Genomic DNA, 22047 nt, shown 5'->3' with positions numbered 1-22047 from the left:
CATCGATTCTAGATCTTAGAGATACTTCTGACAGGCCTCGACCAACCGAGTGGCAATAGACGACCAACTGTACTGCTCAGACACCAATTGACGTCCTAATTCGCCACGCTGCCTTCGCTCAAGCTCATCAGTAGAAAGAGCATGACCCAGCTGTTCTTGGACAGACTCAATCGTAGGTGTCGCCTCCCATGCTCCGCCTCGCTCAGTCAAGGCCGGAAAATTGCACTCGTCGGTCTGGACGACCGGGAGCCCATAACTGGCCGCCTCCAGCACCGCCATCGGAAAGCCTTCGGAATACGACGGCAGCACAAAGAGGTCCGCCGACCGCAGGGCCGCCTCTTTGTCCTCCCCGCTCACTGAACCATAAAACGACACCACCTCCCCCAAATCCAATTCCTTAGCAATCCCCTCGATGGTCGCTTGATAGCCCCCCTCATCAGGCCCGAAGAGGGCGATCTCCCAATCAGCCGTCAGTCCCTTCGGCAACCCAGCCCACGCCGGCAACAGGAGATCCAGCCCCTTTTTCTTGTGGATGCGGGATAGAAACACCACCCGCCTAGGCCGTTTCCTCGGAAATCGCCCCACCAGTTTCTCAACCTCCTCGGAACTCCGCTCAGGTGGTAGGTGTACTCCATTCGGTAAGGTCACGATCGGCGCCGTGATCCCATAGTCGCGAATTTGCTGGTTTTCCTTGTCCGAGCACGCTCGCCACAACGACACATGGCGGAAATTGGCATTCTCGAACAACAGCCCCGCAAGTCGCTTCTTCCCCCGCGATCGCGCAAGAATCCAAGGGTCCAAGAAGCCTTGTACGTGATATACCATGGGTTTGTCGACACGCCGAGCCTCGCGCCCCATCACCCAATTCGGATACACGTAGAACCCATGCCCGTGGACCACGTCTGCGGCCTCGACAAGCTGTTCCGCGTCCCGTCCGAGATCCGGAGCATAGAAGACCTTCGCCGGACCCTTACGCTCATACTGTCGCGTCCCGTCCCACTTCCTCGAGAATTCCGACGCTCGTGTCGTGCACAGTTCCGATCGCTCGCCAGCCTCGTTCAGGCCATTGTGCATTCCCAAGGCGGAATATCCCAATCCTGCCCCAGTCGAGGGTTCTAAAGACTGCACGAAGTGGAGATGGTGCATTGCGAAAGCCTACTATGACGCTCCAAGAGGACTCAGGATCGACCAGTCGCCGCATCCAAGGCTCGAAGCGCATTTCTGGCAAAATTCTCGCAACCCCAGGTAGCAATGATTTTCTCGGAACACCGCCCGAATCGCTGGCGCAGCTCCCCACCAGCAGCAAGCTCGGAGAGCCGCTGGCTCAACTCACTAGCCGAACTCGGAGCAAAGGTGAAACCGTTGCCGTTATCCTCGACCAAATCTTCCGCACAACCGACAGTTCTGGAAACCAGTAAGGGCACACCGCACGCCATAGCCTCATTCACCACGAGACCCCACTCTTCCCAAAGGCTCGGTAAAACAAACGCCTCAGCCAATGCGAAGAACAATGGATTCTCATCAATCTGCCGAAATCCGTAAAACACCACATCGCCCTGCCCCAGCGCTTGCCGATCAATATCGCTGAGATCACTTGCATCATGCACCTTCATTCCCAATCTCGCAGCCTGAGCCCGCAACCCGGCCTCTTCGTCACCGCTGCCCACCATCACCAGCGCCACCTCTTCCTCGCTCTCCGCGCAGAACTGAGCGTAGCTCTCGACTAGAACACCCAGATTCTTCTTCTCCACCATCCGCCCTAGGCTGAGGAAGTACCGCTCGGGGAGGCACAGCTTTGCGCGCACGCCTTGGGCATTTCCCCGTGCTTTCTCGGCCTCACTGGCAAACAGCTCGTTGTCGACGGCGTCGTATCCAGTGAAGATGCATTCCTCGGGAATTCCGAGATTAGCAAAGTGTCGCTTCTGGGGAGCGCCCCCGACCAGTGCGGCATCGAACCTGCCGATCATCCGACGCTTCACCCAGCGCTTCCATCCGGTCGCCCGCTCCGTCCCTGCGTGACTCTCGTTCATCATGATCGACTTCACCCCTAGGATCTGCGCGGCGACCCATACCGCCGCCTCCGGCAAAGGCGCGTAGCTTGGAAGAAACGCTGCCTCGATTGACCGTTCGCGAAACAAACGTCTCGCTGCAAGCAACGTCCGCCGAAAACCCTGAGCCTCAATCGATCCGGGACACAAGGTCTGCAGCCCCTCGCACTGTGGCCCCAAGATCTCCCAGGCGTATGTTTTCGTTCCAGACGCAATCTGCACCGGCACTACCTCAGCTTGATGCGCCGCTTGAAGGGCAGCCACTCGGGCATGGTGATAAGGACCGAATTGGGCGAATACTATAGCAGCCTTCAACCTAGAACCTCAATGGTTTGAGAAGAGAAAAACGTTTGGTGGCCTCCCCACACAGGGCCGCCAGTATTACCGTCGCCGACACAACCAAAAGGAGGGACAACACCCCGCCTCCAAAGCTCCCAACAACTAAAACAGTGCAGGCCGAAATCAAAATAGGGGCATGCCAAACGTAGACAGCACCCGAGCGAAGGCCCAGCCGGCTCGCATAACGCAAAACTCTGGCTCCAAGGTCGTATTTGCCAGCTTCGTAGAAAAGGCCATACAAGATAGGCGCAACAAGCAGATGCCCTAGTCGTAGCCACTCAACTTTCATCCATGCCAACAAGGTCAGAGACGAAAACAGCAGAGCCAGCGTAGCAAGCTCCCAGCGACCCAGGCGGAAATCTTTGAAGACGACCCCCGTCAAATATGATGCCCCGTACAGGGGCATAATCGACCATTCTGGTCCATGAAGCGAACAGAAGCCCTCTCTCACACCCCACAGCGTTCCTCCAACACCAACCAAGACGAGCGCCAGTCCGACTCGGAGACAAGCCCCGAAAGATCCAAACAACGGGAAGCAGCAAACTTGAATGGCAAACAACACCGGCAGAAAGTAGAATTGAGGGGAAGCGGGCACTATCATGAAATCGACCCATCCTTTTGTCGATTCCGGAAGTGGCAAATCAATTGACTGAACGAAACCTCGCTTCCAGAGGCCCCACATCGAAAACTTGTAGATGACCGAAAACAAGAGGCAGGGTACAAGTAGCCGCGCTGCCCGCCTTTTAAGAAACCCAAGAAATCTTTCTCGACTGATGAAGGACTCTGGCTTTGTCAAAAAGCCCGATGCGAAAAAGAAGCCGAAAACTGCCCATTCGAAGACACCTTGCAGCACCGACAAGACCTCTGAAGCGACTGGGTTGAAATGCCCAATAGGAGGCACGTGGATGATCACGACCCCGAAAATCGCGGTCGCCTTGACCACATCGATTTCGTGAGAATAAACGGTCACTATGCCAGTCATTGAGCAGTCAAGGCCGCGAGCCCCTATAAACATGCGTCACTTTCCCAGCCACTGCTGCACGCCGGGGATTACGTGCGTATTTACCAACGAGCCGTACTAGTGCTACGCACGGCACGATCGCATACAGCAGTTGATAGAAGTAAAACCATAAGTAAGCCCTCGACAGGAACATAGCGTTCACGACAATGATTCCAAGAAGGCAGGCTCTTAAGTAGGCATTGGGAACCGTATACACGTATCCATCGAGGGCAGATACCAAGAACCCCAACAGCGCCATCGAGAGCAGCATCCACAGCTTTCCCCCATCCAAGAGAAAAAATCCAGCGATCCCGGGGCAGTACGGAGCACCATTCATAAACGACACATCTTGGAGAATTCCCTTCTCCGGCTTCTCTTTCCAGATTGCGCGAGGCACGAAGTGCATAGGCACGTAAAGCCAAGACAACGCATAGGGACGCTTCGTCACCTCCGCCGCCTTCGCCGCCACAAAGGTGTCAAAGATGTTCATGTCCCCCCCGGAATGATAGAAATGCCAATAGGCACCGGTCAGTCCATGTTCGCCATACGACCTCTCCACCACCTGTTCGACAACGAGGTCTTCGTTACTCGCATAGCGCAGGTCGCCCAAAACCTGGAAGAGTGGCTGAAGAAGCACAATCGGGATAATCAACCACGCATATGAGGCACGCCCCTTCCATCGCTGCACCAAGGCAATTCCCGCGATCATCACCCCGGCCACATAGAATCCCCGAAACATGCTGACCTCCCGCATCAACCAAGTGAACACGAGGAACAGGCTCCCGGACAAGATCAGGGACCCCAAGTAACGCCTATCTGATTGCCTCCGATAGCGCTCAAAGATCACCACAAGCGCGAAAATATGGACAGCTTGCAAGGGAACAGGGAGATCGTAGGCATACGCACCCAATGCCGATCCATAAATCGCCCGTCCGCCCCTCGCCAAGGCCAGCATCACCGGCAAGGTGACGATCTGGAAACCAATCAACCGCTGCACCATAGATCCAGTAATGATTGGCAACACTGGAGTCGCCGCAAGCCGCTGACGCCGCCGCTTAAGCCAGTCCGCGCCGAGTTCCCGAAATAGAATGGACCCCACCCAGAACGCAATCATTGCCGCAGTTCCCCACCACATACCGGAGACCACGTCGGACAGACCGACCTGAATGCGGAATAAGCCTGAGAACAATTGGTAGTCATTCTCCAAGAACAGGTACAAGGGCCGCATTCCGAAAAACAGGAAAGACATGAACAGAAAGCCTCCCACTCCAGTCACATGCCCCGTCTTGACCTGACGGCCGAGGAGAGCCAACTGACTCGCGAAGAGTAGAAACACCGCCATCCCGCTGCTCGGAAACCCAAAGGCCAACAAGAACGGAACGAATATGAACGCTGCAAACATATCCAAGGTCTACGCGGAGGCGGACTTCTGTAAATCTGCACTACCTTGAGCAAACCGCCTGGCCTGCTCCTCAGCCTCCTGGAGGTTCTTCCCCAACGTCTCCAGAGAGAATCGTTCCCAGTCCAGCTCGTAGGCTGAGAATGCCTCCAGACGAGAGGGATCTCCCAGACACTTTTCCAGAACATCGACAATACAATTCGCATTCACCTCCGGAAGGACCCAGCCGTTACGCCCCTCCTCCACCACTTCCCCACAATACCGGGACACGATCAGAGGCAATCGGTGTGCCGCGGCCTCGAGTTGCGTGATCGCAAAGCCATCGGAATAGGTCGGCAAAATGAACACATCGGCGTCAGAATAGAGCTGCTCTGCAAGGATTCGATCGACGGCACCAAGCTTTCGCACGTTTCCTCCCACAGCATGTGAGTATAGAAGCCCCTCGGGGTCCGGCCCGGCCATCAGAAACTCCACCGGGGAGCCTTCCAATCTGACCGCGGCTTTCAACAGCGGAATCACACCCTTCCGGAGGATGACTTGGCCTAAGAACAAAACCTTGAGAGGTCGCTCGACAACAAACCGGTCCGGATAGCGCCGCGTGGGCATGACGCGCTGGTCAGCACTTCGCTCATAGGCCAGCGGCACGATCTTCGTCTTCTCAGCTGGTACACCACCCCGCTCGAGCAATTTCTTCGACCACTCAGAGTTGACCAGAATGCAGTCAGCCAGCTCGATCTCCCGTCGCCAACGTTCCCAGTATGCCAGAGGCGGCCCGCATCCCAGATCTGCCGCGCTGTCCTGCTCCTTCGCGACCTGCTCACACACCCAACGTTGCTCCTCCGGCCCGGGGTCGATTTGACAGAGCACGGTCGGTATTCCCCGATCACGTGCCCACTGAAACGGTGTCTTCGCAGAATAACTATAAGAGAACACTAATTTAGTCAACTGGCCCTGCTCCAAGCGACACAGTTCCCTGACCACATTTTGTTGAAACCATTGATCTCGCACATTCATCGCTGCCCATCCACTAATCCCTCGAAATCTCAACCAAAGATCGAATACCACTCGGCGCATAGTAAAGGCCCGAACACAAGCCTTATCAAGATCCGGATGAAAGCGGCCGGACAGCGATGCATGGAACTTATTGATAAGTGCTCCTAGCGGGGATGGAACCCATGCGTCCGTGATCAAGGAACCCAACTGCCCAACGCTGCAGAGCGCGCGGGGAATCGCATAGTGCTCCCGGGAGCCAAGCTGAATGCAAGCCCAACCAAATCGCTCCAAGTGGGAGGGGGCAAATGAGTTCGCTGAACGGGTGTTACTCATCAGAGGAAATGGCCCTCGAATGCCCACGGCCTTCTGAGTGGTCATCGGTGGCTACCGAGCGTTCAAGGCAAAATCCACCTTATCTCGGTGCTGAACTCCGCGCCCAATAATGTAAAACTTAGCACGATGACTTAGCCTCCGACGAATCGAATGACGGTAGAAGTCGCTGAGATTAGTAGATGTATTTGTCGAATAAATGACTCGTGGTCCTTCCAAAGACTCATTCCGTAAGCCTGATGCCTCTAACCAGGCAATTACTTTGCTATGGTAAACTGTGTGCCAGAGTGTCTTTTGCAGATCTGCTATATCCAACGACTTGGGTATGCTTAGAAGTCGCCCACGCAAAGCGAAAGACGAACTCGTTCTATCCACCATGTTGCGCCGATACACCAGACGTTTGGAAATATAGCAGAACTCATATCCCTGATTGAGTAAGGCGCCGTCAACTTCAGACGCAAGGTCAGCGAGTTCGGCGACCACGCGGACGTGCAGCAAATCGTCAGCATCCAATGGCATCACGAAGTCTTCGCCATTTGCTCCAGAATGGTAAAGGGCAACATCTCTCTTCAGATCAGCGTCTCGGAGCCCGCTATTCTCACCGCGGATTGTCTTCGCATCATGGGGTGGATCAAAAGGCGCTTCGACAAACTGGAATCGGTCATCAAGCCCCGACGCGAAGTCGGGCTTATCATGACAAGCGACGGTAATCCTGAAATCTGGTGACTCTTGGTTCTCCAAAGAAGCAAGCGTTTGACGTAGTAGCGTACAAGTCAACGACCAGTCCCGAACGGCGCTTTTGGCCGCCAAGGGTGTAATAAAGTGAATCATAAATCAATATCTGAGTGGCTGGAAAGGTAGTCCACGAGACGCTTTGCGAAGCAGTAGGCCAGGAACGTCGTATTGGCGTTACTGGCGGTTCGGAATGTGCTGGCTCCCAACACAAAGAGGTTTGTTGTTCCAAAAACGCATAGATTAGAATCTACAACCCCGTCTTTCTTCGACCGTCCCATACAAAGTCCGCCTACATGATGATAGTTATCCCTTACAGACTTCAAGAACTTCGGGTCGAGCTCGTCAAGCTCCTTAACCAAGCGCAGTTCTGCAATTCCAGACTCTTCCAGCGCCTCTTTGCATCGCACCGTGAATGCTCGCATAGAACTTAGCTCGTCATCGCCTATTCTCCAATCGAGGATCACCTTCGAGAGACCAGATGCGTCACGGTCCGTTGAATCAATCTTAATCCGGCTTTCGCCAAGCGGAGTTTGCTCCGATTGAAGCATGAAGGAGATCTTGGATCGACTTGGCACAAATACTCGATTTTGCACGACGTAGCGGAACATCAATGGAGGGAGGTGCCTACCACAGGCGAGAAGGTGGCGAGGCAATTCGCGGATGTTCTGAACTTTCCCACCGAAAACAGCAGCCCGCAGAAACTGCTTGAGGTAGACAAGGTTCTCACCAATCGAACTCTCGAAATGCAGCATCCCTTGCGTGTTAAGAATCGGCTCCTCGTGGAGTGCCTGATTGGTCAGGCGAAGCTTCGGTTGAAACTTAAAACCAGATCGTACAATACTAGAGAAAAAACGCGTGAAGCGTTTCTTGTCGATTGGGTGAACTGAACCCGCACGACCACCAACATGGTCTTGGAAGAAAGCTCCGACATTAGGATTCTTCGCCCAAGGGGCGTGGCTATCTCCACTATCAGCGGCGTGCAACATCAGTCGAACCGACTCAATCGTACCTGCTGCCAGAGCAAAAGCGCCCCCTTGAACCTCCTCTCGGTGACCGGAGTCATCCACAACGGTCACCCCATGAATGTCTCCATTTCGACCGTGAAACTCCGTCACGGTGCGGTGCATCAACACGTAGAGATGAGGATTCGTCCGAATCTCTTCATCAAACATCTCCGCCATGCTGGGAATCTTCAGCCATCGGGTCAGAAACAACTCCACCCCCGCCTCGAATTCTGGAGGATGGGTGCCGATTTCTTCCAGAACTGCAGTGTCCTCTTGAAACCTAGCAGGGATTCCCAGGGCTTCGTAGGTCGGCCCATGGAAGCGCTCAATCTCCTCGTATGGAATCGGCCACTGAGAGTTCTCCAGCCAACCGCGGCCTTCAAAATCCGCAGGCTGATACTCGACCAATTGCCCACCCCATAAATTACTCGTGCCACCGAGACTCCGACTCCGGGCAATCTTGATCCCCTCATGGGGAAGCCCAACACTGGAATAGGTAGTATCCTCAAAATTGTTAAGATCGCGTCCTCCGGACTCGATCACCACGACTTCCCGCCCTCGCTGGACCAGTTGGATCGCGAAAAATAGACCAAGGGTTCCCCCACCGATGACGACCATCCTGTGTGCCTCTCCTACGGGGGGAAGCGCTTTAGTCGATTCAATAATCATTGATCTCGTTCGCTGTGGAGAATGGACTTAGCAAGAAACGGCGGACTGCAAACAGACGTCAACTCGAAACTGATTTGTCAAACTGAGAAATTCCGCAATCTGCTCATCCGAGAACCTTTGCCCACCGGCGACCTGGCAGGCTTGTGCGATGCGCTCCCAGTTTGAGGACGAAAACAAAAGAATGCCACATTTGTTCCGATGATGCGACGTCGCCTGAAGTATGGCTGCAAGCTCACCCGCAGAGGAACAATCCATTTGCAGGGCATCGCTCCACGTCCGACATTCTTTCGGGTTCCGGGAAAACCAATCACGGAGTGTTTCTAATGCCGAATTAAACGGCGCGAAAGTGATATAGCGCTTACTTGAAAGCGACAACTTATCCAGCCTGCGGTTAATGGCGTTGTCTTCAAACTGCAACCAACCACTCGCCGGTCCCGACTCCCGGGCGATCGCCTCGATCGTATCACCTTCGCCACCGCACCCATAAGCACGAATGCGACCTCGTTGCACTTCCTCTTCGAGAAACTCGATCAATGCCTCAGAAGCGGCGTCCGACGGCGAGGGTTCGTGAAGGAGGAACAGATCAACGTAGTCGGTCCGCAGGGAGCGGAGACTGCGTTCAAGACTCTCTTTCGCCTTGGCAGGATCAAAGATGCCCCAGTTGGAATCTTGGCTCGGCGGGCGCAGTTTCAGGAGACGCTTGGTGAACGGAGCGACTGCAAAAACCCTCCGAGCCAAGAGATTGACCCAACGGACCTTAGCAGCGCCAGATGGCTCGATGCCGAATTTCGTTGTCACCGTAACACGGTCTCTTTTGCCCTCCAGAAACTGACCAAGAAGACGCTCAGACTCCCCTAACCCGTAGAGGGGAGCGGTATCGAAGTGCGTGATGCCGTTGTCGAAGGCGCAGTCAAGAAGGGCGAGCCGTTCGGCGGTGGACCCGACAGACATAAAGCTTGTGGTTCCATAACCCAACGCGGAACTTGACTTTGCCCAAGGAAAGAATGACACATTCTTCATGGATTCACAGAAGCTCCTGGTTTCAAGTCAGCACCTGGTGCCTGGCTACCGGTCAATGATTCATAAGTCTCCTCAATGATCCGTGCATTGGTCGCCCATGAGGCAAATTCCCGATAAGAGGACCAATCAAGTTTAGGATCGCTTTCCTCCAAAGAGGCTCCGTCCCTTTGCCTTCTAGCCAAGGAAAATGCATCCAGCGCTCCTTGATCCAGCGCATCTTGGTCGTCAGGCCTCACGAAGATTCCCAGTTGGAAGCGCAGGACACAGCTTTCGAGAGGACCGCCTCCGCACGATACCAACAGAGGCTTGGCGGCGTGGGCCGCGACGTTCAGGACACCGCTCTGCGAGCGAAAATCACGACTGTACGTCATTACAATCACGTCAGCCGCAGCAAAATAGCTGGTCAGCGCCTCTTCCGGCACAAAGGCTTCCCGGAATCGAATCCGGTGAGAAACGCCGAGATCCTCGGCAAGTTGACGGTAAAAACAGAGCGGGCGGTTGCTTGACGCCGACTGCACACGTCCCATGATGACTAGATAAGCATCGGGAACATGCACCATTGATCGAATCATGAGATCCAGATTCTTGCCATCGCGGATAAAACCCAGCGAGAGAAATACAATCGCACCTTCCGGAACCTCCCACTCCTCACGGATCGCACCGGTGCTCCGCCACTCTGGCCCCAACTCGAAGAGGCCATGCGGAACAACGGCTGAGCGCACGTGCGGTGGAACACATGCTTCGAGTGGCAACGGATCGTGAACGAACACCGCGCTCAAAGGACTGTAGGCCATCCTCACTGACAACGCATGCCACCAATCCGGTCCGATCTTATAATCCCGGACTGGATCGTGCAAGCAGGCCATCACAGGAATTCCACAAACCTTCGACACCACAAATAGCGCTGGAGACCAAAAAGGGGCGAGGTATTCGGAGTAGCTCGCTAGCAACACCACGTCCGGACAGCGCCGGATCATCACCACCAGTAGTTTGAGCTGATTCAACAAAAGGCGATAGGAAAGCCCCGTTACCCGGCGCATCCTCGCAAGTGCTCCTCTCGCCACCCGCCCTTCAATTCCGGACTTGACGTCTGGCGAAAGGAGCTTCTGTAATTCCACCAATGGCCAGGGCTTGAAACCGGCGCTCCGGTCACACAGCTCAATGACCAGCCAACCTAACTCCCCGAAGGCCCGCGCCTGAAAGTGCCCGTAGACGGGAATGCCTCCTTCCGTTCCCGGATTGAATATCACAATCGTCCGGTGAGACTGGGATTCCCTGCCTTGGCACCTACTCATATCACCCTAACTCTCCCTGAACGGAACCCTCTTGTTTTACACAAGTAGAGGCCTGTAGTTCAGCTCATACTTGAGATCCGTCGTGCGCACGCCGACCTTCACCGCAGGGACTCCCGCGACGATAGTGTACGGGTCTATATCTCGACTGACGACTGCGCCTGCGGCTACCACGGCGCCCTCGCCGATGGAAACACCCGGCAAGATCATGGCCCGGTAGCCAATCCATACACGATCTCCAATCGTGACCGGACCTCCTCGAAGGCCGAACTCCGGATCCTGAGGATCATGACCGAGGGTGAGAATCGACGCATCCGCGCCAATTGACACATCAGAACCAGTCCGAATCTCATGATGTCGACCATCAAACATACAGTTGAAATTGATGACATTACGCTCCCCAAAATGCACTTTCCGCCCATTGAGAAAACGGCACCCCATCTGCACTCCCGATCCCCGGCCAATCGCCCCCAAATAAACTCGAAGAAAGGCAAGGCGGATGCTCCGAAAGGGAATTCTGCCCAGCCAACCATTGTAAGTGTAGGCCAACAAGCTCCCAACAAGTAAACGAATGTCCATGAGAATCAATCTAGATCTGGAATTGCCTCGATCAGAAGCCGGCGGAAATTCTTCACTGAAAAATGGTCTCGCGCTGCATCAGCCTTCTCGACCGCCCTTGCCTGCAACTGCTCCAATCCCTCGACCGCCTCCTCAATCGCATTCTTGAGACTGTCGACACAGCCGTCCCGACATGAAACACACACACCAAACTTCTGCGCCTGCTGATGGAGTGTCGTTCCTTCGGTGGCAATGACCGGAATACCCATGATCATTGCTTCAATAACTACTCGTGAAACACGAAGCGCGTAATTGTCGCGATAAGGAAGCATCATCACGGATGTCCGTGACACCTGTTCCATATAGCCTCCTTCCTTGAAGTATTCTTGGATGAACCGAAACTTGGGCTGCCGCTGAAGGTATTCATCCTTCGAAACCCACCTGCCTCCTTCGTCCTCAAAATCATCTAACCACTGCATTGTGAATGCCGCTCCGAACTCCGAATTCTCCGCAAGGACACTACGGATTGCAGTCTGTAGAATATCACTGCCCTTTTCATGACGCGCCGCACCGTAGGCCCCGAGCAAAGGCACCTTACGGATCGAATCTAAATTGGGGTCGTCTCTACCGACAGGCAACCTAACCGGATGTGGGAGATAGGTAAACTTCACTCCGGTGACATTGGTAAGAGCCGCAACCATAGACTCTGTTTCTGCAGCCAGAATCACACGTCCATTACCCACTTCGCGGGACAATTTCCGAATCAGCCACACAAAAAGCCGTGCAGTAGGATCGGCGTTGACCTGGGGGCTTCCGTCTTCAGCCAGATGAATCGGTGTATTTGGGAAAAAGAGCAACACTCGGATTGGATATCGTCTTAATGGACCCATAATGAGACGCCACCACCCGACAAGATGATGCACCAACACAGTAGGCACAAAAATCATATCCGGGGACGCACAATCTTGCAGCCTATCTGATGGGTCGGATTTTTCGCTTTGCTCTATTCTCTTCAGGAGCCGAGCAATACTCCAATACGTCAACACGCCATGCGCGGGCACTCGAAGTAATCTTTTCCATCTAGGGGCGTTATCACCGATCCTCCTCCAAATTGAACGCGGCAACATCGGCTCTCCATTCAACCCGTCCACGAGCCACGATTCTGCATATCGGTCAGTGAACACGCTACAGATATCTCCGAGCTCAAGCAGACCACTCCGGATCGTCTGGATATATTCGAACCAGTGACCTCTGCGATCGCAAAGAGCATCCTCAACAATCCACCATTTCATCACTCGACCAATTCAACAGCATAGGACTCCAGACCCGCATACCAATTTTCTCCACCCACTCAATAGTTTCCACTTTAGCCTCTGATCAATCGTCGGCCAAACACTGTGACAGTGCAGAATTGCGGCATGCTGAAGCAACCCATCTTTCTTCATTTCGCGCCACATCGAACCTCTGGCGTTATACTTGGTATTTCGAACCGTCCCAATCCTAAAGTCTCGCTGCGCAACTGTTTCATCTTCGAAGAGCAGTTCATTCAAAACTTCCTGATCGTTTCTTATCGCTCCTATCTGGATATCTTGATCTGATGCAGAAGACAAGACATCCTGCCATTTCTCGAATAACCTCTTGACGCTTGGGGCTTTTCTGAACGCAAAAACCCCACTGTTGTAATGTCGAGAATTTTCGTATTTCACGAAGGGCTCAACGTCGGGTCGACCGGGAATGTTTGCAGGTTCATGAGCAATCACAAAATCATGAACGCTTAGACTCCTCCATAACTCTTGCAAACTTGCCAAGATTTTGGTATCAGTATCTAGGTAGATTCCGCACTCTCCGGCGAAATCATTTAGAGCAGCAACTTTGCAAATAGTAGGCCTTTGCCCTGAAGGAAGAGGCCTGAAGCAAATAGCCGGTCTGCTGTTTGGAAATTCTTGGTCAGTGTAAATCGTAATTCGAGCATTTTCATTATGCTTAAGAAGACTCCCCGCCGACAGCAGGGCTTCCCTCAAGTATTTTTTGCCACTGGCACTATAGACGATGTTCATAGGCTTTGAAGTATAATTCCGACTGAAACTTGTGCATTCCACCAATGCTGATGCCTCTGTGAGAACGTCCAGCAACTCGCTTATGAGGTATCAAGTTACCCTACTGCATTGGCTAGCCGGGCAGCAAACGCCTCTACACTGGAGACAGTTCTACTAACCTCGATAATACGTTTTGCTATATCGCCATTATCGCCCAATGCTCCACTTATCGCCTCTAAAGCTACGTTTTCATCATAGGACTCAAACACGCGGCATCCCGGAAGTCCGTCGATAACCTCGGCAGTACCGGTCCTCCGATAGGCCACAATACGCTTCCCTAAATTTGCAGCTTCCAGGGCTGCCAATGGACAGGGATCATCCAATGAAGAAAGAAAGAACAGGTCACACTTCGCCACCACTTTACCAGGAACCCAATGCCAACCGTGCCAGAGGACACGCTCAGATCGGTAAATCTCATCCATCGTCGCCACCCCACCCACCCAGTGAAACTGCCAGTCAGGAAATTGCTTGCCGGCCAAATCTGCGACTCGTGAAAACAACTCCACACCCTTTCGCGTATTGATGGAGCCAACCATCACGATGTGCTGCCGGCTAGGATTGAACTGCTGCAATTTGACGCTGCCGTCCACGCACTCGTAAATGACATGGGTATTGGTTGCGCCATACTGATCGCGGTAGAGAGCTTCTGCCTGCCGAGACACGCATAGTAAGGGGTTCCGACGAACGATCCACTTGAAAAGTCGAAACCGGAATGGTGACAACTGCCGGGCCTGGCCGAGCATGTATTCGGTCTCGTGAAGATAAAGTGCGATGCTAGGGCGGAGCAGACATGCCAATATCACCCGCCAGTGCAGGGAAGTCCCGAGCCCGTTGACGATCACAGTGGGCGAAAGCAAAAGCAAGGCAACGGATTGCCTGAAACTTCGCTTGGACCCAAGATTTACCAATTGGCTACTCCCGTCAGAAGGCGACAAGTTTCTGACAAATAGATAAATAGATCGCCAATCGCCTCCCTCCGTAAAGGCGGATGAAGTGATAACCGCAAATCGTAGCTTTTTATAGTGCGTCAGCATTTAAAATTGGGCGGTCATAACTTGTCGTCTGTTTTATTCCCTCCGGGCAGAACAACCAAGGTTCTCAGGCGGGGGAAATGGTTCGGAGAACCTCTTTATATTGATCTATTCTTTCGCGTCCCAGGACCTCCTCAAGAATCTTGCGGCTACCCAATGGAATCGGCTGAGGTTCCGTTGGATTGACTGCTTTTCCAAGATCGTCGTTGACACACACCTTCAAGTCCTGCACCCCAAGAAAGCAGGCTATATTCTCGAACAGCACCCTAGGTCGGCGCGCGATATCGTTAAAATCTCCGACGAAAAAATTCCCCGGGCGCAATTTCCTGGACCACCGGTCAATGATTTCGACATATTGAGAGCATGAGAGCTGATAGTCCGTACTCACAAACTCCCGAAACTCCACTTCCCCGACATCCTCCATCGGACGGCCTATATCACGCGACAGGTCCTTCTTAGCATGAGACCATGCTCTCTCAAGCGGATCACGGACCAACATCACGACCTTTAGATCGGGCCGTAACATTAGAATTTCATCGATGGTCTGGCTGTCGGTGCTGGCAGCGTAGGAAGCACACGCCTCACCGCGGATGAGAGGCTTTTTTACCCAGCCGAAGCGACGCCATCGCCGGAAACGCTCCCTCAACGACAGCCTGAAAAAGTCTAGATACCAACTCAGCTTCGGAGATATCGGCTGGAGCCCCACTTCCGCCGGCCTGTCCGGCGTTCTGAGATTACTAAAATAGTAAAGCTCCTTTTCAGGGGGAATATAGATTTCAGGATGATTGCCCAGATGTCCCGAAAGCCACGTAGTCCCCGTGCGTTGCGGACCAATAATTAGGAAGCGTGGAAATAGTTCCAGATCGGCCTCACTATCGTCCAACTCGATGAGCGTGAGGGTGTCGGTTGTGATTTTCTTGCGAGTCTCGGTGACTGGGCGCATTTGGTCAGGCATTTTGTTAGTGGCAGCGATGTTTTTGGAACGCTGAGCAGCTTCGCTGGTTGTGAGGCTAGAAAGGACAGGGGCCAGTTGCCTGTTCTATCAGCAGCTGCTCTGAAGATGTCGCATCACCCAGCGATAAGCACGACTTCGAAGCTTGAGGTCTAGCGGCTTAAGGACTCGATTCGTTCTCGCAATCCGAAAATCTGTCTCTTTCTCCAAGCAAACTTGTTCGAACATGGCGTCGTATTCGGCACACATTCGTGTCAGTGCAAATTGGCCCGCAACCCGGGCCGCTGCGTTCCCAGCCAGTTCTTCTAGCATTTCAGAATCTTGTGAAAGCTTTTCCAAGGTCGACACAAAGCTCTCAATGTTTCCGTGGGAAACAAGCATACCGCTCTGGCCATGCTCAATGGCCTCGGCAATGCCACTCGGCGTGCGATAGGCGACAGGAACACAGCCTGTCGACATCGCCTCCAGCAGGCTGATTGGCAAGCCTTCGAAGTCCGAAGTCAATAGGAAGCAATGACTGTCACGCACAAGATTCAGAACCTCTTCATTGGCAATCCGGCCCCGAAATATAATCTCTTTCTGAAGACCAAAGTCGGCGAACTTCCGCCGCAAGCCTGCACTGTCGGGGCCATCACCTGCAATCGTCAGAAGAAATGGAATCTCTCTCTTCCTAAGGCCCACCGCTATTTCGGGCAAATCAAATACCCTTTTCTGATACTGCTGCAGGCGATTGCAGTAGGCCAGGCGGAGACGTCCATCACGACGGCGGACGTTTTCTCCCGGTGGGGGCAGGGGGATGCCATGGGGAATGTGCCATACACGTGATTTCAAACTGGGGAATTCCTTTCCCAGTTTCTCCGACAGCAATCGACTCACAGCGACTATGACATCAAAATTCCGCCCAAGACGCCTAACCTCGTCGAAGTAACAGTGTTCATCACTATGGATGACAGCACATACTTTCACCGACTTGGCGAGAGTTCCAACCGCGCAACTCCGGTGAAAATCGTAGTTCGGAATATAGATGCAAGGAGACCGATCTTCTAGGAAGCGCTTCAGTTCCCGCCATTCTTGGCGACGGGTGCGCTTCGCAAGGAGTTCCAGAAATTCATACGGAATGCCTAGTTCATCTAGCTCCGGCTTCGCGTGCGGGGAGATCCCCGTAAACAAGACACGGTGCTCGAACTTCGAGTGCTTCGATCCACGCACCATATTCACCGTCCAGGTATTGACGCCTGAGAGGCCCCAATCACCGTAGCTATGGAATACTGGTATACTCATGAAACTCAATCAAGATTCTAGCACCGAAAACAGCTCTACGACGGCACCAGGATTCTCAATCGGCGATGAATATGCCAAAGCAACACGTCCCGGAAACGCCTCATAGCGCGGCGGGGCAACGATCGCCTCGTCACCTCTCTTCGATAATCTCTGATGAATTCCACTTGATTGGGAAGCCCGCGCATTTTTGCGATCCAGTGAGTCAGCACTAACAGCTGTAAAGTCAGCCAATCTGAGTAACCGATCAAGAAGCGCAATTGGTTTAAATTACCTGCTTGCGCCTTGGCCCCAAAATACCCTTTGGTGGTATCAGGATGATACGCCACACACTCGGGACGAAATTCAATTCGATACCCCAACCTGACGATCTCAGCTGCCATACTCAATTCATGGGCTTGAGATACAATGGTGGGAATACAGAGCTGGGACGGAAGGCGAGGATCGTTGCGAAACGCAAGCCCACAGCCGGGGCAAAGGACAGTCGGGCGCGCCTCGGCACTGTCTGGGTTCCACCACGGATCACTCCATGGATCTCCGGTTTCCGGCACATGCATTTTGAAACCAATCATTCCCATGTCTGCACTCTCTTCAAAGATCCGTGAGACTCTCCCCAAACAATCCGCGCGGGGATAACTGTCATCATCGAAACAGACAATGATTTCTCCGACTGCATCAGGGAACAACAAATTCAAGTTAGCACACCCGAGGTTCTCGCTCGCTCGGATCAGCCTCCAAGCCCCTCGAATCTCGGCAGCTTCGAGTAAAGTTCGCAACTGATTGGAACCAGCATTATCGACGATCAGAATCTCGTAATCACAGAAGTCCGATTCCTCAATTCTGGCTACAGACTTAATCAGATCTTCATCGCGCAAATACGTGACAATACAGATCGAAATACGAGGCCTCTTCATAGTTTTGACACTTGACTGGCTAGGATACAGAGTCGAGACACAGACATTCTTCTAGCTCCTTGTAGAGAGTAGACCGGCAATTTTCGCCGACTCCTTCAGCGCCATTCCTACCACCTGATCCATATTGTAATACTTGTATGTCCCCAATCGGCCAATGAAGCTAGTCTTGGGCGTCGCGTCAGCCATCTTCTTATACTTTTTGTAGGTCAGAGCGGCATCCGGGGCTGGTATCGGGTAATAGGGTTCTTTTCCCGGCCCAAAATCATCCGGATACTCCCGAACAATCGTTGTGTTGGCACAGGCCTGACCTGTTGCATGTTTCAATTCAACAATCCGGGTAAACTCTTCGTCATTGGGGTAATTGACCTGCATTGCCGGCTGCCAGAATCCAGCTTTACCGGATATCTGCTGCCTTTCAATGAGCTGTTCCGCACCAAAGGACTGCCGTTCAAACCGAAGGGAACGATACGGCAAAGGGCCGTGGCAATATTCAAAATATTCGTCAATTGCACCTGTATAGACCAAGTGTCGGCAAGCCACTTCATTGATCACTTCCCGATAATCTGTGTTTAACATTACCGAAACACGGTCTCCACACGCTTCCAGCATTTGCTCGAACATCCGGCTATAGCCCGCCTTGGGCAACGCTTGAAATTCCTCTCTCAAATATCGGTCGTCTCGGTTGGTTCGAATTGGAATGCGCCCACACACTGAAGCGTCTAACTCCCTAGGGTGTCGCTTCCACTGCTTTAAAGTATATCCTTCAAAGAATTTTTTGTAGAGTTCTGTTCCAACTTGGCTCAGGATTACTTCTTCCGAGTTGGCCGGTTTTTCTATCGATATCCGGTGCTTCTCCAACCACGCCACCATCTCCTCCGATGTCGATTCCCTGCCGATCAACTCCTCAAAGGTATTGAGATTGATAGGAAAGCTCCAGAACCGTCCATCTGCATAGGATTTTATTTTATAGTCTACCGGGTGCCACTCTGTGAATTGTCCCAAATAATCCCTAATTCGTTCCGAATTAGTACGGAAGTAGTGAGGACCATATGGATGAATCAGGACTCCATGCTCGTCATACTCATCATATGCGTTTCCTCCGATGTGCTTGCGCTTCTCCACCACCAATGAGCGAAATCCATGCTGTGTTGACATTCGCTCGGCTACTACAAGTCCGGCAAACCCAGCGCCAATGATTACTATATCAAATCCGTCATTCATAATATCTACCTCGTCTCTTTCGCATCCGTAACATTCACCCCATCATTGTTGGTAGTCCCAATAGATTCATCGGCCAGTTCGACAAGGCGTCCGACTCCGCGATCCAACCTGAGCACAGTTGAGCACTCTTCAATTGTACTCAGTCGGTGAGCAACGATGATCATGGTGATCGAGCCCTGAAGGCGTCGAATCGCGGACATGACGACAGCCTCCGTCTCGTTATCCAAAGCGCTGGTGGCCTCATCGAGAACGAGCAGGGACGGGCTGCCATAGAGGGCACGAGCTAAGGCCAACCGCTGCCGTTGCCCTCCGGAAAGCCGCACCCCTCGTTCTCCGACTACAGTCTCAAATCCGGCGGACAGGTCACCTTCGATGAACTCGAGGATTTGTGCGGCTTCGGCCGCCTCCCGCAGCTGGGCTTGATCGATCTCTTCATCATCGAGCCCGAAGGCGATGTTGCGGGCGATGGAGTCGTCAATCAAGAAGACATCCTGTGGGACATAGCCAATACCCGCCTGCCACTCTCGCACATTCTGCGGCGAGATTTCTGTCCCATCCACCAGAATTTGCCCCCCAGTAGGCCGGTGGAGCCCAAGGATTAGGTCAACGAGTGTTGACTTGCCAGATCCGGTAGGTCCAATGATACCGACCGCTGCGTTCCGTGGAATCTGCAAGGAAAGGTTGGAAATTACTGGTTTTTCTGCTTCCGGGTATACAAAGGAAAGCTGCTCTAGGCGGATCTCGTTCCGCCAAGCCAACGTCTCCCTTTGAAGCAGTCGCTTTCTGACAGGCAATCTCTCGTAAGAGAGGAAGACCGGAGTTCTATTGAACTCCTCATGGATCTCCTCCAGCGCATGCCGATAGTTCGATACTTGAGACACCTGCGCGTAGAGTAATTGGGCGGCTGGCAATAATCGATAAGCGGCGAACCCGATCACCCCCAAAAGAGGGGCAAGGGTGACTAGGTTCTTCCCTTGGGCCACACTCAAGAGCACAAAGGCGATGAGCCCCCCGAATGCCATCGGTTCAAGCAGATACTTCGGGCCGTGTTGGACGAGGGGAAGACGCACCCCAACATGGCACAGCACTTGGGAGAAGCGTCCGTATCGCTCCAGAAAGTATCCCTCCCTCAAGGAAACCTTGATCGGTTTGATCCCTCCAAGGACCTGTTGCCCTTCCTTCATCGCTCCTCGCAGGCCATCCTTTGCCTGGTCTGAGAGGCGTCGACGCAGCCTGCCAAGGACGCGGAACACAAGGACATAGAATACGAGGACGAGCGCCCCTGCCGAGAGCGCGACCTTCGCATCGATGAACAGTATCATCGCCACCAGGAACACCACCGAAACGAGACGCGAGAACCCCTCGAGAATTGCCAACAGGACCTGGTTGACAAACATCATGACGTCCCCCGCTATCTTCTTCAGCAACACACCGGTATTGTTTTCAAGAAAGAAGCTCCACGGCTGGGTTACCATTTCCTCCAGCATCCGAACACGCAGCCAGTGCCCGAATCCTTGCCCATAGCTGGCCTTGGCGTAATCGCTGAAAAGCCGCAGGCCGTTCGAGAGGAGAAGGACCAGAAGCGAGGCAATTCCGGCTGTAAAGAGGAGAGATGAATCGTCCATTGGCGGGAGCGTCTCCAATAGGAACTGACCAAACCAGGAGTTTCGAAACTCCTCGGGGTTCGTCGCCAATGCGAGAAACGGAAAGATCGACGCAACGCCAGCGACCTCCATGAGGCCTTGGACAACGACAATGATCGCCACCAGAAGCAGCCTCTTCCGACCATAAGGTCGAACCAAGGAGTAGACCTTCCGAAAAAGATCAATCGCACTGGAAATACTGATCAAAATTGCTGAAATTAGACATAGCCCGCAAAGGGCTGTTCGATCCACGGAAAGCGTGGCCCTTCGGCGGCTCCTCTACCCAATCGTCACACCAAGCCAATTGGCTTGAGTCTCCGCGAAGGCGGCGATCTCTTCACAGACTCCCAAGAATGGCGACTGAGGTCGCCAGTTCCAAGCCTTGAAGGCTAGGGTCGGATCAAGGATCATCCAGCCGATATCGAAGGGACGAACCTCCTGTGAAACAGCAGACGGCGGAAACGCATCAGGTTTGGGAAGAGAACCCGCCGTGGCTGAATTGGGAAAGCGCTGGCGGCACCAAGCGGTGAGCTCAGAAAGGGACATGGAGTTCGCAAGGCCTCCCGAGAGGTTCACGATGTTGCTGGTTTCTGGTTTCATGTTCTTGGTTTCTCGTGGTCCCCCGTTGAACTGTTGTTCGAAAATGGGGACAAGGTCGCGGGGGTGGAGGCAATCACGGACTTGGTGGCCGAGTCCATCGAACCCGATGTACTTGAGCGGGCGGCCTTCCCTGAAGGCGTGAATCCAAAAGGCGAAGATGCCCTGGGCGGGGTGGCCAAACTGGCCGGCGCCGGCCATGACTCCGCAGCGGTTGATCCAGACCGGGAAATCGAAGGTTGAGCCATACTCTAACGCGAGGTGCTCACTAGCCACCTTGGTGGATCCATAAAGAGAGACTGGAGGCAAAGTCGAGTATTGCTCCGAGACGCCCAGGGGCGAGAGGCCATCCGGAAACACCTGGCCGGTTTTTGGCGCGTAACGCCCGGCGCCCTTTCCAGGGACGACCTCCAGTTCCAGATTCACCAGTCCCGGGATCGAATAGACGCGGCTGGTCGAAAGCAAAATGAATCCCGCTTGATGGTTCTTGCAATATTCGAGGAGATTGATGGTTCCCTGCAGGTTGTGTTCGACGAGCTGGCGAGAGCTGGTCTTGCCATCCACGCCGGCGAGGACGGATGGATTGGCGGCCGCGTCGATCACCCAGTCGCAGGCTGGGAGAGTTTCCAAGTCCGATGCGTTCCGAATGTCCCCGACGACCAACTGCACTCCAAGTTCAAGGAGCGATTGCTTGTTGATCCAAGAACCGGCGCGAGAGAAGTTTTCAATCCCAACGATCTCCCAGTCGGGATGGGCCGCACGAATTGTCTTGGCCAATGTTGATCCGACAAAGCCACAAATACCGGTAATGAGCAGTTTCAAGTTTCTAATTTCAGGATTCTTATTCAAGCCGCATTCGCTGTAGAGTTCAAGTTGCAGGCCGGGTTGATTGAAGCCGCGACAGGAATGTTCAGGCTTGACGAGTAGA

General features: G+C 53.4%; 19 protein-coding genes. All 19 read right to left on the bottom strand.

The features are described 5' to 3' along the window. Nucleotides 1–15: 15 nt before the first annotated feature. Entirely contained in the window at nucleotides 16–1146 is a 1131-nt protein-coding gene (locus AAF555_02545; GenBank protein ID MEM6910437.1) for a glycosyltransferase, read from the bottom strand. A gap of 32 nt (nucleotides 1147–1178) precedes the next feature. Next, nucleotides 1179–2138: a glycosyltransferase family 4 protein gene (locus AAF555_02540; protein ID MEM6910436.1), complete on the bottom strand. Its 960-nt coding sequence runs from the start codon at nucleotides 2136–2138 to the stop codon at nucleotides 1179–1181. Between the two features lie 226 nt (nucleotides 2139–2364). Further along, nucleotides 2365–3369: an acyltransferase gene (locus AAF555_02535; GenBank protein MEM6910435.1), complete on the bottom strand. Its 1005-nt coding sequence runs from the start codon at nucleotides 3367–3369 to the stop codon at nucleotides 2365–2367. A 7-nt stretch (nucleotides 3370–3376) separates the two neighbouring features. After that, on the bottom strand, nucleotides 3377–4789 hold the full coding sequence (locus tag AAF555_02530) for a hypothetical protein (GenBank protein ID MEM6910434.1): 1413 nt from the start codon (nucleotides 4787–4789) through the stop codon (nucleotides 3377–3379). A gap of 9 nt (nucleotides 4790–4798) precedes the next feature. Then, nucleotides 4799–5977, bottom strand: a complete 1179-nt coding sequence (locus AAF555_02525) for a glycosyltransferase family 4 protein (GenBank protein MEM6910433.1) — start codon at nucleotides 5975–5977, stop codon at nucleotides 4799–4801. Nucleotides 5978–6163: 186 nt separating this feature from the next. After that, the gene (locus AAF555_02520; protein MEM6910432.1) at nucleotides 6164–6940 is read right to left on the bottom strand and encodes a glycosyltransferase family A protein; all 777 of its coding nucleotides are present in this window, start codon (nucleotides 6938–6940) and stop codon (nucleotides 6164–6166) included. Continuing rightward, complete coding sequence (locus AAF555_02515) at nucleotides 6937–8466, bottom strand: FAD-dependent oxidoreductase (GenBank protein MEM6910431.1); 1530 nt, start codon at nucleotides 8464–8466, stop codon at nucleotides 6937–6939. The genes AAF555_02520 and AAF555_02515 overlap by 4 nt, the downstream gene beginning before the upstream one ends. Nucleotides 8467–8544: 78 nt before the next feature. Next, entirely contained in the window at nucleotides 8545–9537 is a 993-nt protein-coding gene (locus tag AAF555_02510) for an aldo/keto reductase (protein MEM6910430.1), read from the bottom strand. Continuing rightward, entirely contained in the window at nucleotides 9534–10787 is a 1254-nt protein-coding gene (locus AAF555_02505) for a glycosyltransferase (GenBank protein ID MEM6910429.1), read from the bottom strand. Before AAF555_02505 ends, AAF555_02510 begins: the two co-directional genes overlap by 4 nt. An 81-nt stretch (nucleotides 10788–10868) precedes the next feature. After that, a complete protein-coding gene (locus AAF555_02500) occupies nucleotides 10869–11408 on the bottom strand; it encodes an acyltransferase (GenBank protein ID MEM6910428.1) in 540 nt (179 codons plus the stop codon). 5 nt (nucleotides 11409–11413) lie between these two features. Further along, nucleotides 11414–12247, bottom strand: a complete 834-nt coding sequence (locus tag AAF555_02495; GenBank protein MEM6910427.1) for a glycosyltransferase — start codon at nucleotides 12245–12247, stop codon at nucleotides 11414–11416. 444 nt (nucleotides 12248–12691) lie between these two features. Then, nucleotides 12692–13444: a putative nucleotide-diphospho-sugar transferase gene (locus AAF555_02490; protein MEM6910426.1), complete on the bottom strand. Its 753-nt coding sequence runs from the start codon at nucleotides 13442–13444 to the stop codon at nucleotides 12692–12694. A 95-nt stretch (nucleotides 13445–13539) separates the two neighbouring features. Further along, a complete protein-coding gene (locus tag AAF555_02485) occupies nucleotides 13540–14517 on the bottom strand; it encodes a glycosyltransferase family 4 protein (GenBank protein MEM6910425.1) in 978 nt (325 codons plus the stop codon). Nucleotides 14518–14581: 64 nt separating this feature from the next. Continuing rightward, complete coding sequence (locus AAF555_02480) at nucleotides 14582–15457, bottom strand: sulfotransferase (GenBank protein ID MEM6910424.1); 876 nt, start codon at nucleotides 15455–15457, stop codon at nucleotides 14582–14584. A 99-nt stretch (nucleotides 15458–15556) separates the two neighbouring features. Next, nucleotides 15557–16747, bottom strand: a complete 1191-nt coding sequence (locus AAF555_02475; protein MEM6910423.1) for a glycosyltransferase family 4 protein — start codon at nucleotides 16745–16747, stop codon at nucleotides 15557–15559. A 35-nt stretch (nucleotides 16748–16782) separates the two neighbouring features. After that, nucleotides 16783–17658: a glycosyltransferase family 2 protein gene (locus tag AAF555_02470; protein ID MEM6910422.1), complete on the bottom strand. Its 876-nt coding sequence runs from the start codon at nucleotides 17656–17658 to the stop codon at nucleotides 16783–16785. Between the two features lie 51 nt (nucleotides 17659–17709). Further along, nucleotides 17710–18879, bottom strand: a complete 1170-nt coding sequence (glf, locus tag AAF555_02465) for a UDP-galactopyranose mutase (GenBank protein MEM6910421.1) — start codon at nucleotides 18877–18879, stop codon at nucleotides 17710–17712. 5 nt (nucleotides 18880–18884) lie between these two features. Further along, entirely contained in the window at nucleotides 18885–20645 is a 1761-nt protein-coding gene (locus AAF555_02460) for an ABC transporter ATP-binding protein (GenBank protein ID MEM6910420.1), read from the bottom strand. A gap of 156 nt (nucleotides 20646–20801) precedes the next feature. Continuing rightward, complete coding sequence (locus AAF555_02455) at nucleotides 20802–21941, bottom strand: NAD-dependent epimerase/dehydratase family protein (GenBank protein ID MEM6910419.1); 1140 nt, start codon at nucleotides 21939–21941, stop codon at nucleotides 20802–20804. Between the last annotated feature and the right edge of the window lie 106 nt (nucleotides 21942–22047).

The organism is Verrucomicrobiota bacterium (genome assembly GCA_039027815.1).
GTDB lineage: Bacteria > Verrucomicrobiota > Verrucomicrobiia > Verrucomicrobiales > JBCCJK01 > JBCCJK01.
Note: the sequence above shows the minus strand (reverse complement) of the source record. Positions and strands in the feature narration are given on the sequence as shown.